Origin of the sequence: Caulobacter sp. D5 (genome assembly GCF_003185805.1) — a bacterium.
Taxonomy (GTDB): domain Bacteria; phylum Pseudomonadota; class Alphaproteobacteria; order Caulobacterales; family Caulobacteraceae; genus Caulobacter.
The window spans coordinates 29,901-44,089 of record NZ_QHJY01000059.1 but is presented as its reverse complement, the minus strand read 5'-3'; the positions used below and the strand labels follow the sequence as shown (position 1 = coordinate 44,089).

General features: G+C 65.4%; 12 protein-coding genes. 8 read left to right on the top strand and 4 right to left on the bottom strand.

What is annotated here, in order from left to right; translation table 11 throughout:
- The first annotated feature begins 9 nt into the window (after window positions 1-9).
- A complete protein-coding gene (locus DMC18_RS04840; protein WP_146217976.1) occupies window positions 10-363 on the top strand; it encodes a hypothetical protein in 354 nt (117 codons plus the stop codon).
- Between the two features lie 457 nt (window positions 364-820).
- Here DMC18_RS04840 and DMC18_RS04835 read toward each other — a convergent pair whose 3' ends face one another.
- From DMC18_RS04835 to DMC18_RS04825, 3 genes are all read right to left on the bottom strand, one after another.
- Window positions 821-1,072: a hypothetical protein gene (locus DMC18_RS04835; protein WP_110117605.1), complete on the bottom strand. Its 252-nt coding sequence runs from the start codon at window positions 1,070-1,072 to the stop codon at window positions 821-823.
- A gap of 69 nt (window positions 1,073-1,141) precedes the next feature.
- Window positions 1,142-1,402 carry a hypothetical protein gene (locus DMC18_RS04830; RefSeq protein WP_110117604.1) on the bottom strand — a complete coding sequence of 87 codons (261 nt, stop codon included), beginning with the start codon at window positions 1,400-1,402 and terminating at the stop codon, window positions 1,142-1,144.
- Window positions 1,403-1,412: 10 nt separating this feature from the next.
- A complete protein-coding gene (locus DMC18_RS04825; RefSeq protein WP_110117603.1) occupies window positions 1,413-1,895 on the bottom strand; it encodes an Hsp20 family protein in 483 nt (160 codons plus the stop codon).
- A 391-nt stretch (window positions 1,896-2,286) separates the two neighbouring features.
- On the opposite strand from DMC18_RS04825, the gene DMC18_RS04820 reads away from it, so the two are divergent.
- The 5 genes from DMC18_RS04820 (at window position 2,287) to DMC18_RS25590 (ending at window position 9,257) form a co-directional block, all read left to right on the top strand.
- Entirely contained in the window at window positions 2,287-4,047 is a 1,761-nt protein-coding gene (locus DMC18_RS04820) for a PAS domain-containing protein (protein ID WP_199228273.1), read from the top strand.
- Between the two features lie 465 nt (window positions 4,048-4,512).
- Complete coding sequence (locus tag DMC18_RS04815) at window positions 4,513-5,265, top strand: PIG-L deacetylase family protein (RefSeq protein ID WP_158285862.1); 753 nt, start codon at window positions 4,513-4,515, stop codon at window positions 5,263-5,265.
- A gap of 608 nt (window positions 5,266-5,873) precedes the next feature.
- Window positions 5,874-7,511, top strand: coding sequence for a phosphoglucomutase (alpha-D-glucose-1,6-bisphosphate-dependent) (gene pgm / locus DMC18_RS04810; protein ID WP_110117600.1), 1,638 nt, complete (start codon window positions 5,874-5,876; stop codon window positions 7,509-7,511).
- Between the two features lie 536 nt (window positions 7,512-8,047).
- Window positions 8,048-8,332 carry a hypothetical protein gene (locus DMC18_RS04805; RefSeq protein WP_146217975.1) on the top strand — a complete coding sequence of 95 codons (285 nt, stop codon included), beginning with the start codon at window positions 8,048-8,050 and terminating at the stop codon, window positions 8,330-8,332.
- A gap of 457 nt (window positions 8,333-8,789) precedes the next feature.
- Window positions 8,790-9,257 (top strand): hypothetical protein, encoded by a 468-nt coding sequence (locus DMC18_RS25590; protein WP_146217974.1) that lies wholly within the window; start codon window positions 8,790-8,792, stop codon window positions 9,255-9,257.
- Between the two features lie 310 nt (window positions 9,258-9,567).
- Here DMC18_RS25590 and DMC18_RS04800 read toward each other — a convergent pair whose 3' ends face one another.
- Entirely contained in the window at window positions 9,568-11,310 is a 1,743-nt protein-coding gene (locus DMC18_RS04800) for a hypothetical protein (RefSeq protein ID WP_199228271.1), read from the bottom strand.
- 578 nt (window positions 11,311-11,888) lie between these two features.
- Between DMC18_RS04800 and DMC18_RS04795 the strand changes: the two genes are divergently transcribed.
- Window positions 11,889-12,602 carry a helix-turn-helix domain-containing protein gene (locus DMC18_RS04795; protein ID WP_110117598.1) on the top strand — a complete coding sequence of 238 codons (714 nt, stop codon included), beginning with the start codon at window positions 11,889-11,891 and terminating at the stop codon, window positions 12,600-12,602.
- A 143-nt stretch (window positions 12,603-12,745) separates the two neighbouring features.
- Window positions 12,746-14,185: a serine hydrolase gene (locus DMC18_RS04790; RefSeq protein WP_233245112.1), complete on the top strand. Its 1,440-nt coding sequence runs from the start codon at window positions 12,746-12,748 to the stop codon at window positions 14,183-14,185.
- The last annotated feature ends 4 nt before the right edge of the window (window positions 14,186-14,189 follow it).

The window sequence follows — 14,189 nt, the reverse complement described above, 5'->3', positions numbered from 1 at the left end:
AGGGGCGCGGTGACCAAGGTCGTGATCGATTACGAGGAAAAGCTCTATCTGGCGCTCGCGGCCCTTCGCGGCGCGGGCTACGAGCCCGAGCGTCTGGTGCTCGATCGCCCCAGCCGCCTTGGCCCCACCAGCATAGACTGGACGGCGACCCGCTCAGGCGGCGCGCCTCGGGCGCTCGACCTGGCGATAGATTTTCACGACCAGCAGCCGCCGTCGATCGCCGTAAGCAAGGACGGCCGGACCTTCCGGGCCCCGGTCAGCCTCAAGCCTCTGGCGCGTTGGCTGGCGTCGGCCGCCGGCGAGCGCGAGCCCTTGGCGCTTATCCCGACCTACGCGGTTGCGCGCCTGCGTGCGGTGCGTTGAAGACCGCCCGGCGCCCGCCTCGAGAGGTTTGTGCTTCGTGGCGCTCCCTTGGGCTTTAACCTCCGGATGCCGCTGGCCTAATTCTTGAGGGCGCAACGCGGGCGCGGCGCGTGTCCGCGCCCAGGCCGACCGCGCCTTACCCGGCGCCTTAGGGATCTAGGGCGTAGGCGTCGAAAGAAGCCACGTGGCGAGCCCCCAAGGCGGACACTCTTTCGGACGACGACGAGGCGCAGCGCTCGCATTCGTTCTGCTCGCCCGATACCGCCGATGCCCAACTTCTCCTGGCCTGGGGAAACCCGTGCTTTTCGCCAAAGGGCCAGTTGGGCGTCGACCAGAAAACCTGCCTGACCGGCTAGGCGCCGCCGATCGTCATGGCTTGAGCTTGACCATGTAGCTGGCGCCCCTGACCAATCGCCCCGTCGGACAGGTTTAGGCGGCCAGCACGCTCGCGGCCTGGCTAGGCGCGCAGCAGCGCCACCCTATTGGTCTTCGCCTCATGTGGCGGGAACAAGAAACGCCCGGCGCGCCCCCCGTCGCGCAGCCGGATATCGAGCACCACCGGCTCACCGGCCTCTGCAAGGCGAAGGGCCAAATCACGCGCGGCCTGCTCGGCGCGGGCGCCGCTTGAGTACGTCAGGGGGCTGTCGCTGAAGTCGCCGCGGACAATCCAGCCGTCGCCCGACGGCTCGACCAAGAGCAAAGAGGGCATAGGACTAACTCAGAACAGTGAGCGGGACGAATGGCGGCCGGCCTGCGCTGGCCGGCCGCCCGCCCCAACTCAAGAGAACATGTCGCGGTCTAGGCGGCGCAACGCGGATAGGACCTCGCTGAGCGGCACCGGCGCGGGGGTTCCCAAGAGCCATCTCTGACTGGGCCTATGCTCGACCGCGCTGGCGTCGGAGGCCCAGGCCGCCAGGATTTCCCGCTTTTCGACGGGGTTCAAGTCCTGGTCCTTCACAACTTCAAGCGGGTGAAGGAACCCGACGGCCGGCCGCGTAGGCAAAGAGCGCGGCCGCTCGGCATTGATGTTCACGGGCATGGCGGTCTCCCTAGGCGGCCTTACGCGTCGTGGCGGATCGGTCTTCCAGCGCTTGGTGGCTTTCGCCCAACGCGATGGGAATTTGCTTGGGCTTCAACGCTTCTGGCGCCTCGCGGGCGAGATTGACCGTCAGGACGCCATGGGCATGGATGGCGTCCTTTACGACGACATAGTCGGCAAGTTCGAACCGTCGCTCGAACGCGCGCTGGGCCAGGCCCTGGTGGAGGAACGCTCGTACCGCCTGCCCTGGGCTCGCGCCTTTCGCTCCCCGGATCACCAAAAGATTGGGCTGGACGAAGACCTCGAGATCCGTCGACGCGAAGCCGGCCGCCGCTAGCGAGATGCGATAGCGGTCCTCACCGATCTTTTCGATGTCGTAAGGAGGATAAGTGGCGCTGGCTTCAGCGCGCAGGGCAGTCTCAAGAAAATCGACCGAACGATCGACACCAATGAGCGAGCTATAGAGAGGCGTGACGTCAAAAGCTGTGCTCATTTCCATCTCCTCGCAAGCAAGTTGGACATGAGGGGCGCTGAGCGTCATCTCGCGCCCCAGGGCCAGGCCCTGTCGGCGCCCGGCAGCAAGCGGTGAGTTAGGGCGCGGCGGGAGCGCTTCAAGACGCCGACCGAAAAATTTCTAACCGCTTGGCCCGGCTGAAGCGGCCCTCTTGCAGCCGCTAAATGGCCTTTCCCACGGCGCGACGCCCCGGCCCTCAGACTGGCGAGCGCCGCCCCCCCAAAAAGCCAGCATGAGCAAGTCGCTCACTTGCTGGCACATCAAGGCGGCTCAACGTGAAGACGCTTGTGAGAAGCGACCCTTGCAAGCGCCGAACCAAGCGGGCGCGACACGCGTTCCAAGCCGAGAAAGCGCCGCCTGGAAGACCAACTTGACCGCCGCCGACGACGATCATTCGCCCCTCCTCCCTCAAGAAGACATCGAAGGCGGCGGCCAGAGCCGCGGCGTGCCCGCGGCGGGGACCCTGGATGACGGGCTGTCCGAACCGCTAGGCACGCCTGGCATGCGCCATTGGCGCGAGAGCACCATCACCCGCCCCGACCTAAACGAGCGCGGAGGCGTCTTCTTCGCCGCGGTCGAGATGACGCGCATGCCGATGATCCTGACGGACCCCAACAAGGACGATAACCCCGTCGTCTTCGCCAACAAGGCGTTCCTCGATCTCACCGGCTACGAGGAGACCGAGATCCTCGGCCGCAACTGCCGCTTTCTTCAGGGCCCAGGCTCGGACCGGGATGTCATCGCCGAGATCCGAGAAGCGGTGAAGAAAGTAGACGCCGTCTCAGTGGAGATCCTCAACTACAAACGCGATGGCACACCGTTTTGGAATTCGGTGTTCATCGGTCCGGTGTACGACACCTCCGGCGAGCTTCTCTACTTTTTCGCCAGTCAGCTCGATGTCAGCCGGCGACGCCACAGCGAGCAGGCCTACCGCCAATCGCAAAAGATGGAGTCGATCGGACAGTTGACCGCTGGCCTTGCCCACGACTTCAACAATCTTTTGCAGGTGGTCAACGGCAACCTGGAACTCTTGGCCTCGCGGCCGTTGGACGAACGTAGTTTGCGCTATATCGATGCCGCACGTTCGGCGGCCGAACGTGGCGCCAAGCTCACGCGCCAGCTCCTTGCTTTCGCCCGCAAGACGCGATTGGAACCGACCGCGGTCAATCTCTCCGACCTGATCAATAATTTCGGCGAGCTGATCGAGACGACCGTCGGCGCCCAGGTCGACGTCCAACTGAACCTTCGGCGGCGTTTGCCGGCCGTCCTGGTCGACGCCGACCACTTCGAGATGGCCCTGCTCAACATCATCATCAACGCCCGCGACGCCATGCCTGACGGCGGCGTGGTCACCATCACGACGAGGACCTTCCACCTCAATGGCGACGCCGAGGCGCGGCAATTGCCCAGCGGCGATTATGTAGCCGTCGAGATTCTCGACGATGGCGAGGGCATGCCCCAACAAGTTCTCGAGCGAGCAACAGAGCCCTTTTTCACCACCAAGGGCGTTGGGAAAGGCACCGGGCTTGGCCTAGCCATGGCGCATGGCTTTGTTCAGCAGTCGCGTGGACGGCTGGAGATCGAGAGCGAACCTGGCAAGGGCGCGCTGATCCGCTTGATCTTTCCGGCCGTGCCGGGCGCGGCCGAGCGCAGCGTCCCGGAGCTTTCGGCTGCGGCCGCCGGGCCAGCCCCCGCCGATCCTGCACCAAAGAACGAGGCGAGGATCCTCCTGGTCGAGGACGACCTCGAAGTGCAAGCGCTTGGCGCAGAAATCTTGCGGAGCGCCGGCTATCGGGTGACCACGGCCTCCTCTGGCGACGAAGGCCTGGCCGTCCTCGCGGCCGCGCCCGACGCCTTCGATCTGCTGTTTAGCGACATCGTCATGCCAGGGGGCAGCAACGGCATTGTGCTGGCCGAGAACGCCAAGCGCCTGCGTCCCGAACTTCCCGTCCTCCTGACCACCGGCTACAACGAGGATCTGCTCGCCGAAGGGCCAGCCCGCCCCTCCCTGGATGTGATCGGCAAACCCTACCGGCGCGCCGAGTTGCTCGATCGCATCCGCCAGGCGCTCGCAAAGCTTTCTCCAGACGTACGCCGCACGCCTTCGGATTTTGGATCCGCGGAAGCCTGATCGCTCCTTTACCGCCTGAGCCAAAAGCCGAAGCTCGCGCCTCTCCCTTAAAGCTCAGCTGCGCGATTTGCCGCTGCAGGGGTGTTGTCGGCAATTCGACAACGCCCGGCCAGCACAGCACTGGACCGCGCGATAGCGAACGGCGCTCATCCTTCCCTGAGGCCTGCAGATCCGCTGCTTTTGATCAAACTGGCCAATAGTTACGATCGCCCATGCCCAGTGCGTGTCGATGCTTGTTCCGATGGCGCTCTCGACCCGTTAGCGGACGCAGCCGCAAACTCCTGGAGCGGATCGGGATCAAAGCCTACGAAGCAGCGTTGCTTTCGCTCTCGCCAGGAAACCCGCGATGCATCCCCGTCCCTGTTCATCCGCGCAAAGCCGCTCGGTGCGCACCGGAGAATGCGGCGCCCTTACCTTGAGCGACGTGAGATCGCGGGCCGCCGGTCGATGTGGAGACAAAGGGATATGGTGACGCCTGCCGGCGAGACGGCCTGGGACGCTTTGGTCAACCAGGCCTACACGATCGACGAAAGCGTCCTGGAGGGCCTTTCGGCCATGCTTGTGATCGCGCCGCATCCGGACGACGAAACCCTTGGCTGTGGCGGTCTTCTGTCCCGCGCGGCCGACCACGGCCTGCGTCCTCGGGTGGCCTTCCTCACGAATGGCGAGGGCTCTCACCCGCGCTCGCCGTCTTGGTCGCCCGAACGTTTGGCCGAGCAGCGGCGAGCCGAAGCCATTCAGGCGCTCGACGTGCTGGGCGTACCAAGGAGCGACATTCTTTTCCTCGATTGGCCTGACGGCTGCCCGCGGCCTAGGGGACTTGCAGCCTATCAACAGACGCTGGAGACGCTGGAGGACTGGTGCGGCGCCTTCACACCGTGGAGCGTCTGGACCCCCTGGCGCGGCGAGGCGCATGGTGATCACCTCGCCGCCGCGATGCTCGGCGCCGACCTTGCCGGCATGCTGGCGCGTGATGTCGCCTTGATGGAGTATCTGGTTTGGGGGTGGACGGATCCAGACCTCCTGCAGCGTCATGGCGCCAGGAATGTCTGGGGCCTGGCTTGCGCGGACCTGATCGAACGCCGCCAGCGCGCTCTTGCGGCGCACGCCACGCAGTTGGGCATGATCACCGATGACCGAACGGGATTTGTGCTTCCACCCGAGATCGCCGCCCTGGTCGAACGCCCCTTCGAGATCTTTCTTGAACGTCGCCTCTGAAGACGTGGCTCACCGAATGCTTCGCCCTTCGAGATCGGCCGCCAATGACGCTACATTGATGCGCCTTGGTGACACGACGGCGTCGCCCCCTTCCAAACAAGCAGCGTTGCTACGACACCCCCTTCAAGGGTTCTGACACCCAGCGCTGCCATAGCGCCAGCAAAAGGCCCTGGCGCTCGGGGAACGTCGCCAGGGCCTCGCGGTAGTGCGGTCAAAGGGGATTTGACCGCTATGAAATGCGCAGCGGCTCAGCTTGTTCCGCAGCCTTGGCCTCAAATTGAATCCCGTTGGATGGTGAGATTCCGCCGCCGCGCCCTTCGGCGGCGCGCCTGGCGCACCGCGTTCGGACTGGGTCGCCCCCATAGCCGCCATCTTTCGATGATCGACGGCGCTTCATTGGCCTCCTACAGCTCAATGGGAGGAGACGCGATGATCACGCTGGTTTGGTCGATCCAGCTCGCCGACATGGCATGTGAGCGGGAGACATGAGGCATTTTCCTGGACCGGCCAGGCCCCACCCGCAACAGCAGGTCTGATCGTCAAACGTCGCTGGAACAATCCATCGTCGCAGGGCTTTCTAGCCGGCCAATCGCCTCCAGGTGCTCCCTATGCATGAACACGCTGGCCGCCGCGCCCGCGCCGAGGATCTCGCCGACCTTGATGCGCTGACGCGCGCCTATTTCGAGATCCATCCCGACCCTGCCGACGTCGCCCAGCGCGTGGCTTTCGGGACCTCCGGACACCGAGGCTCGAGCCTGGACGCGGCCTTTAACGAGGACCACATCCTGGCCATAGCTCAGGCGGTGGCTGAATATCGCGCCAGCCAAGGGATCACCGGTCCGCTGTTCCTGGGCCGCGACACCCATGCCCTGTCAGAGCCGGCATGGCGAACGACGATAGAGGTGCTGGTCGCCAACGGTGTGGAGACCCTGATCGACGCCCGTGACGGCTTCACGCCGACGCCGGCGGTGTCGCACGCCGTTCTCGCCCAAAATCGCACTGCGCCGGGCAGCGCCGACGGCCTTCTGCTGACCCCATCGCACAACCCGCCCCGCGACGGCGGCATCAAGTACAATCCCCCGTCAGGCGGCCCGGCGGGCGGCGACGCGACCTTAGCGATCGCCGCTCGCGCCAACCAACTCCTGGAGGGCGGGTTGAAGGATGTCAGGCGCATTCCGTTCGAGCGCGCCGTGGCCGGTGCCGGGCGCTACGACTTTCTCGCCCGCTACATTGATGATCTGCCCGCGATCCTCGATCTGGACGCCATCCGGTCGGCCGCGGTTCGCATTGGCGCCGATCCTCTGGGCGGGGCCAGCGTCGCCTATTGGGGCGAGATCGCTGACCGTCACCGGCTTAACCTCACCGTGGTCAACGACGCGGTTGATCCGCGCTGGGCCTTCATGCCGCTCGACACCGACGGCAAGATCCGCATGGACTGTTCATCGGCGTCGGCGATGGCCAACCTGATCGGGATTATGGAAACCGGATCGAAGTACGACGTCGCCACTGGCAATGACGCCGACGCCGACCGCCACGGCATCGTCACCCCCGACGGCGGGCTGATGAACCCGAACCACTACCTCGCCGTGGCCATCGCATACCTGTTCGCCCATCGCCCAGCCTGGGCGGAGGATGTGGCGGTAGGCAAGACCCTGGTGTCGTCGTCGATGATTGACCGCGTGGTCGGCGGCCTTGGCCGCCGTCTGCTGGAGGTGCCGGTCGGCTTCAAGCACTTCGTGCCAGGCCTGCTGGACGGCTCCGTCGGCTTCGGTGGCGAGGAATCAGCCGGCGCCTCATTCCTGCGCAAGGACGGCACGGTCTGGACCACGGACAAGGACGGCCTTCTCCTGGCGTTGCTGGCCGCCGAAATCCAGGCGGTGACCGGCAAGAGCGCCAGCCAGCTCTACGCCGGCCTGACCGAAAACTATGGCGCTCCGGCCTATGCCCGCCTCGACGCCCCGGCCGACCGCCAACAGAAAGCGCGTCTGGCCGCGCTGAGCCCCAGCGACGTCACCGCCACCAGCCTCGCCGGCGAGCCGATCACTGCTGCCCTGACCAAGGCCCCGGGCAATGGCGAGGCGATCGGCGGACTGAAGGTAACGACCAAGAACGCCTGGTTCGCCGCCCGTCCGTCAGGCACCGAGGACGTCTACAAGATCTACGCGGAGTCGTTTCTTGGCCCGGATCACCTGAATAAGGTCCAGGCCGAGGCTCGCCACGTGGTCGCTGAGACCCTCAAGATGTGACAGATTCCACGGCTGGCCCTCATGCTCCAGGCCCGCACGCTGCAGAATGGACCGCCATTCTCCGTCAGCGATCAGGACGCCCTGGCCCGGCTGATCGAAAGCGGGGCCATGAATGTCATGTCCGCACGGCCCGACGCCTGCATCTGGGGCGGCGCGCGAACCTGCTGACCGCAATCCAGCTCCAGTTCGGCGACCAAGTCTCGATCGAGAGCACACGGCGGTCGGGCTGATGCGTGACATGGTTCTGTGATGGGCTATGCGGACCTGGACCCCAGACGCCTCAAGCGCGGCGTGCATGCCCGTAAAGGCCATCGTGCGCGAAGTGCTGTCTTCCGCGCCGGCGCAGAAGGTCGACGCCGAGCATCTGTCGGAGCGCCAAACCGCAGTCCTAGGCCAGCGTCCTCAATAGCAGTCGGCATAGCGACCCCAGGCATGTTCAGCAAAAGCTCCCTGTTTGTAGCGCTTCCGTAACGCCCGGCGCCAAGCTTAGGCCTATGAGCGAGGCAAGGTTTCGGATGTGCGCGGGGATGATCGGGGTGGATCGGAAGATCGCCGCGCTCATCGACGACTGCGACCGGGTCCTGGCGGAGCTTCCAAAGACGGACGGGCGATGGCGCGCCCGGGTGGAGGCCCAGCGCCAGCGGCTGCTCGATCCTGATCTTCGCACCATAGTCGCCCCGGCCACGTCGCTTGCCGAGGACAGCCCGACCCTGGCGGTTCTGGTGGCGGCGGCCATGAAGGACCTGGTCGCGGCCGACCCGACGCTTGCGCCCTCCGCGTTGCGACTTCTCAACGCCGACGCGGACGCCTTGGCGGCCTGAGGCACGACAAGCTCGGTCGCAGCTTGAGCGCGCCGCGAAATTTTAGATTCCGCTCAAAGGCTCGAAGCTACAGGGCCTCGGTGAACGCGCGCGAGCTGGCTGGTCAATCTGCCGGGCTCGAATGTGAATGCGCTCAAAGCGGCCCTGCCGGTCACGAAATATGATGGCGGCGATGGGATGTTCATCTTCGAGGACTTCCCCAATGGCGATCGCCTCTCTGAGCTGCTTCGCACCTTCCTAATCGCCTATGTGATGGGCATGCTCGTTCGGTATTTCCCGTCGCGCTGGATGGCACTTCTGCGCAACGAGAAGGGAGACACAGCCCAACCGCTTCTCCTCGCCGCGATGGCTGGGGATCAGGTCGCGGATCGGCTGGCGCGCCATGAAGGTCCGCCCTCGGCGCCGGCGACAATTCGCGCCCCATTGCGGCACCCACTTGAAAGCGTAGGCTTGGCCGATGCGGATCGCCCTCATTTTTGTGCTCGTCTCTCTGGCCGCAGGTTGTGCAGGGGCTCCTGTCGTTCCATCCCTGAGGCTCGACGACGGCTCTCACATTAAGGACGACGCCACCCCTGCGGATCGCGGTTCCGAGCGCAGCGACGCCGGTCTGACTCCGTCGTCCGAAGACGTGCCCCGCTTGTATGCCGAATTCATCGCTCGTCAGCGTTGCCCAGACGACGCTCTCTGTGGAGCTGAACCAGCGAGAACCGTGGCCGGGATAGAATGCAGTCGCGCTCGCCAGCAACTGGGTCCGCAGGCGCGTTGCACGTTCCGGCTGCGAATGACGCGCCCCGGCTTTGGCTACTCCATGAGCTCGGACTTCTACTGCATCGGCCTTTTTACAAAGTATCCTGAAGGTTGGCGGATGGACGGCTTCGCAGCGCTTTGCGAAGCCATTCCGGATCCTCCTCTTTCCGGCGGCTGAGTTATCGCCTTTGCGGCACCGTGTCTCTCGAAGAGCAGCTAGGTGCTGAAGGTACGCTCCTCGGCGTCGCCACCCTTTTCCAGCCTAGTGTCGAAAGGCTGGCAAGCCTAGATTCGGAGAATAACCTCCACACCACTCTGCGGCAGAGGACGGTGAGCGCATCGCTAAAGCGGCGCGCAAGCGTCGGGGCGGAATCGACATCCTCGCCCACGCATGGGCAAGGCGTCACTCGGCCTTAACGGCAAGGCCGAACGCTTCATCCAGACCAGTCCGTGCAAATTGGGCTTAGAAGCGCACGTCACGCTCGTCCTTAAGGTTGGGCTTGGATGCGCCACTGGGCGTTGGCGTTCTTAGGGTTGCCCGTGCGCGTCAGATAAGGTTCGTCGCCTGACAGCCAGATGTACTGGTTCCAGTAGGTGTTGCGGATCGACGTGCCCTGGCCGGCGCTCTGCAGGTCGTAGGTGGCCGGCTGGGTCCCGTTGCCGGGGGCGAACAGCTTCACCGCCCCGGTCAAGGCCCGGTAGTCAAGGAAAAGCATCGGGTCCTGGGCGGATCGGAACATCGTGTTGGTGTTGGGCCCGATCCGGGCGAAGTCCAGCGGCGTTCCGTCGCGATTGTAGATCAGCGAGTCGGGAACCACCCCGTCCGGGGCGATCATGTACTTGCCGTTGGCCACGCTCTGGATCCGCACGACCGTGCTGGTGCTGGCCGGTTGGGTCGGGATCTGCCAGCCAGGGGGCGTCGAGCTCATGGGCGCGATCGGCCCGTTGCGCCAGCGCCAGTTGTACCAGATCCGGGTCTGCGGATCGAACTGGTCCTCATAGCCGGGATTGGGCAGGGCGTTGTAGAGGCACTGGCGCTGGGTGTCCTGCAACTGGCGGACCGCCGCGGCCTGGTCGGTGGTTCCAAAGTCCAATTTGCTCATGCACTGGGCCTGGGTCATGCCCTTGCCGGTCTGTCCGGCGGCCAGCACGTAGGTGTCGCCACGGTTGGCGGCGTTGGCGTACCAGCCGCGCATCTCGGTCTCGTCGTAGCTCAGCCAGTTCTTGACCAGGGTGTTGGCCTCGGCCCGGGCAGCGGCGGCGCGCTGGGCCGGCGGCAGGCCCATGGTGCGGATGAAGGCGGCCCAAAGGTCCTTGCTGCCTTCGGTCGCGACCAGGGCCGTCGGCTTCATGTTGCTGGCCTTATAGGCGTCCCAGCTGGGGTTCAGCCGCCCGTCAACCGTGGCCTTCCAGATCACGTCGCCGCTGGAATAGTCGACGGCCACAGCCCAGTTCGAGTGGCTGTGCTGCTCGGAGCCCAGCGCGCACAGGTAGCTCTTGACCTCACGCACCTTGATATAGTTGTCGCTGGCGATCCGCACCGTGTGCTCGGAGCTGAACGAGTCCTGGAACAGGTGCACAGCCCGGCCGAACAGGAAGTAGTTGCGGTCGACCGTCACCAGCGACGAGGTCACCCCGCCGTCATAGACCGCGATGTTCGACTTGGGCGCCGTGGCGGCGGCGACGAAGTAGTCGACGAAGCGCTGTTGCGAGGTTTTGGCCGCGCGTACGCCGCCGTCCGGGCCGTTGTCGTCGTAGCGGCGCATGAAGTGATCGTACTGCACCTCGGCCGGCTCTTGGGCCACGGCGTCCCAGCACTTCTTCGATTCGGCGACGCTGTAGCCGGCCAAGTCGACCCAGCGTTCGCCGATGATGGCGTCGTAGACGGCCTTGTAGCGCGAGGCGTAGCGGGTGTCGTTCCATCGCTGGCTGCGGATGCGCTGGGCCTCGGCCTGGCCAGGACCGTTCAGGACGGTGTTCCAGGCCTTGCCGCCGCCCACGGTCCAGCCGCGCCGCGGGTCGTTGGGGTCGGGCAGGTCGGGCGCGCTGGCCGGCGAATAGCCAAGCAGCTCGATAGCCGACATACGGGTCAGCCACTCGTGTCCCATCGGCACGGCGTTGACGGGCCCCAGGCTGACGCTCTGGGTGAAGGCCCCGCCCGGCACGGCCGCCCCCACGCCAAGGGTGAAGGCTACGGCGGCGCCCAGCTTGCCGAGGATCGATGCGCGCATGATGTGTCCCCATTCGCGATCGACCACACGACCGCTTGCCTGGAGCCGGAAAACACAACATCACGCACCCTTGAGATGTATTTATTATCACACCCTTACTGCGAGCATTCTTAGAACGGGACGAAGCCGATCTTTGAGGTGAGGAAAGCTGCGCTCGCGCGACATGGCGCGGACTTGCGGCGGATCACGATCTCATGCACGTTCGGACCCTCGAGCGAGATCACGCCAGTAATACACGTAGCCTCGGCTTCGACGGCCCAGCGGCCTACGTATTCGCTTGAAGGCTGAGCGTGGCTAATTTGTCTAGAGCGCCTGGCAGGGCGACAGCAGACCAAGCCGATGACATCAGTTTTCCCTTCTCTACCGAGCGGGAGGTCTGTATCCCTGGCCGGGTCGCGCCAATAGCGGCCCCTCGAACGGCTCCAGAAACGTGACGCTAGGTCTGGGGGCGGCTGGCGATGAAGCGCCTGCTTCGGGCAGCCTCTCTGGCAGGCTCGCGACGGTGCGAAAATTAAATAGCAAGCCCGCGCCTCCAAAAAGCGTCGATCGCGCCTCTAGTCTGCGGAGGCTATTTTTACATGCCGATCAGCACGGTTCTTTCCGCGTCGCCCGACCATAAACTGGTGCTGAGCCACTATGAGCCCGGCGAAGAGTCTCGCGCACACCGCCATGACTGCTGGCAAGTGTCGCTGCTGCTCGCCGGCGGCTATGTCGAGGATAGTCTCTATGGCTCGCTGGCCGTCGATAGGGTCAGCTTGAGCCGCAAGCCCAGCGGCTTCGAACATCAAAACCTGTTCGGCACGGCTGGGGCGCTCATCCTGTCTGTTCACGGCGACGCCGGCGCTACGCCCCCGCATCGCTATCAAGTGGCGACGTGCAGCAGCCGCCAGGCTGGGCAAACGTTCTTGGAGCAGGCGGCGGCCGAGGACGGTCGGGATTGGGGGGCGCAGCACGGTGCTGATCGGCCCGCTTGCATACCGGCGTGGCTCAACGAGGCGCGACATCGGCTGGTCGAAATGCCCCGGACCCCGATCGCGCGACTGGCTCGGGACATGGAGCGCCATCCAAGCGCCTTTGCGAGGGCGTTTCGGGCCGCCTTCGGTCGCACGCCCGCGCAGTTAAGGCAGGATTGGCGGGTAGCCAGCGCGATCGATCGTATCATTCGCTCGGATCTCGCTCTGGCCGAGGTCGCCTCCGCCTCCGGCTTCGCCGATCAAGCGCACATGACCCGCGCCGTCACGGCCACCTCCGGCTGGTCGCCTGGCGCACTGCGGCGCCTGCTTAGGCGCTGAGGCCGACGGTTTCATCGGTTCAAGACGTCGGCGGCGCCGAATGGCTTGGCTAAGCGATCCCGCCAACTTCGAAAGACCCTATGACCCGTCATCGAATACCCATCGCGCTTCTAATGGCCGCTGGCCTGTGGAGTTTCGCGACCTTGGGCTTGGCCGCGCCGCACGCCAGCCCAGAAGCCAAGGATATCGACGCCTTCACGCGCAAGGCGATGGCGCGCGTCAGCGTCGTGCCGGGCCTGGCCCTGGCTGTCGTCGACGGCGACAAGGCGGTGATCACGGCTGGCTATGGCGTCGCCGACGTCGACACCCGCGCTCCTGTCGACGCCGAAACGGGCTTCTACATCGCCTCGGCCACCAAGTCGTTCACGGCCCTGGCGATCGCCGGTATGGCGGCGCGACGAGACCTCGATCTGAACGTCCCCTTGGCCGACTGGATCGGCGCCACGTCCTTGCCGCCCGATATCGCTAGCACGATTACCCTGACCGACCTGCTCAGCCACCGCTCCGGCGTCGAGAACGCGCCGATCGCCTTCCGGGCGGCGTTCTCCGGCGAGCAAAGCCCGGAGCTGATGCAGGCCCTGTTGTCTCGAACGGTCAGGAGCGCCACAACGCCCCATGGGACGTTCCGCTATACCAACACCGGCTACAATCTGGCCACGACCCTGATCGAAGCGCGGTTCGGCCGCGATTGGCGCGCGCTCGTCACCGACGACGTCCTGGCGCCGGCGGGCATGACCCACACGACCGCCTGGATTTCCAAGGCTCGAAGGAAGGGCGTCGTCGCGTCCGGCCACGTGCCCGGCCCAACCGGCGCCCTGGAGCCCAGCCGGCTCCAGAAGACGGACGCCACCCTGCAGTCGGCGGGCGGCCTGGTCTCCACCGCCGGCGACATGGCCCGCTGGCTGGAGATCCAGATCAATGACGGCGTCCTGGACGGCCGGCGCCTGTTCCCCGTCGGACTGGTGGACTCGACCCACCGTTCGGTCGTCGGCCAGAAGGTGGTCTTCGGCCCCTACACCCGTGACGGCTACGGCCTGGGCTGGCAAACGGGGCGTTATGGCGATGACGTCCTGATCCACCATTTCGGCAATTTCGCCGGCTCGCGCGCCCATGTCTCGTTCATGCCCGATCGCAAGCTGGGCGTGGCGGTGATGGCCAACGAAGATCTCATCGCCGGGGAGTTGGCGGATCTGGTGGCGGACTATGTCTACGACCGGTTCGCGGGCCGTCCGGATCTGGAGGCGCACTACGATGCGGAACTGGCGGAACTGGCCGCCCGCCGCGACAAGCGACTGGCCGGCCTGGCGGCGGCTCGCGCCGAACGCGCCGCCCGGCCCTGGTCGCTCTCCCGGCCGATGGACAGCTACGTCGGAACATACGCCAACGCGGCCATGGGACGGATCGCGGTCACGCAAGAGGGCGATCGCATGAGGGTCCGGATCGGGGTGATGTCGGATCTGGCCGAAGCCTTCACCAAGCCCGAGACCGTCCGGGTGGAGCTTGTGCCGCTGCAAGGCCAGACAATCCTGTTCGATGGGCCAGGCCGCCTGACCTTCGAGGGCGAAACCTTTGTTCGCGATTGACGAC

Bases quoted from the DNA above. Each gene is read 5' to 3' on its own strand.
- pgm (WP_110117600.1), top strand. From the start codon at position 5,874: ATGCATGAACACGCTGGCCGCCGCGCCCGCGCCGAGGATCTCGCCGAC.
- DMC18_RS25590 (WP_146217974.1), top strand. From the start codon at position 8,790: ATGCGGATCGCCCTCATTTTTGTGCTCGTCTCTCTGGCCGCAGGTTGT.
- DMC18_RS04795 (WP_110117598.1), top strand. From the start codon at position 11,889: ATGCCGATCAGCACGGTTCTTTCCGCGTCGCCCGACCATAAACTGGTG.
- DMC18_RS04825 (WP_110117603.1), bottom strand. From the start codon at position 1,895: ATGAGCACAGCTTTTGACGTCACGCCTCTCTATAGCTCGCTCATTGGT.
- DMC18_RS04835 (WP_110117605.1), bottom strand. From the start codon at position 1,072: ATGCCCTCTTTGCTCTTGGTCGAGCCGTCGGGCGACGGCTGGATTGTC.
- DMC18_RS04830 (WP_110117604.1), bottom strand. From the start codon at position 1,402: ATGCCCGTGAACATCAATGCCGAGCGGCCGCGCTCTTTGCCTACGCGG.
- DMC18_RS04815 (WP_158285862.1), top strand. From the start codon at position 4,513: ATGGTGACGCCTGCCGGCGAGACGGCCTGGGACGCTTTGGTCAACCAG.
- DMC18_RS04800 (WP_199228271.1), bottom strand. From the start codon at position 11,310: ATGCGCGCATCGATCCTCGGCAAGCTGGGCGCCGCCGTAGCCTTCACC.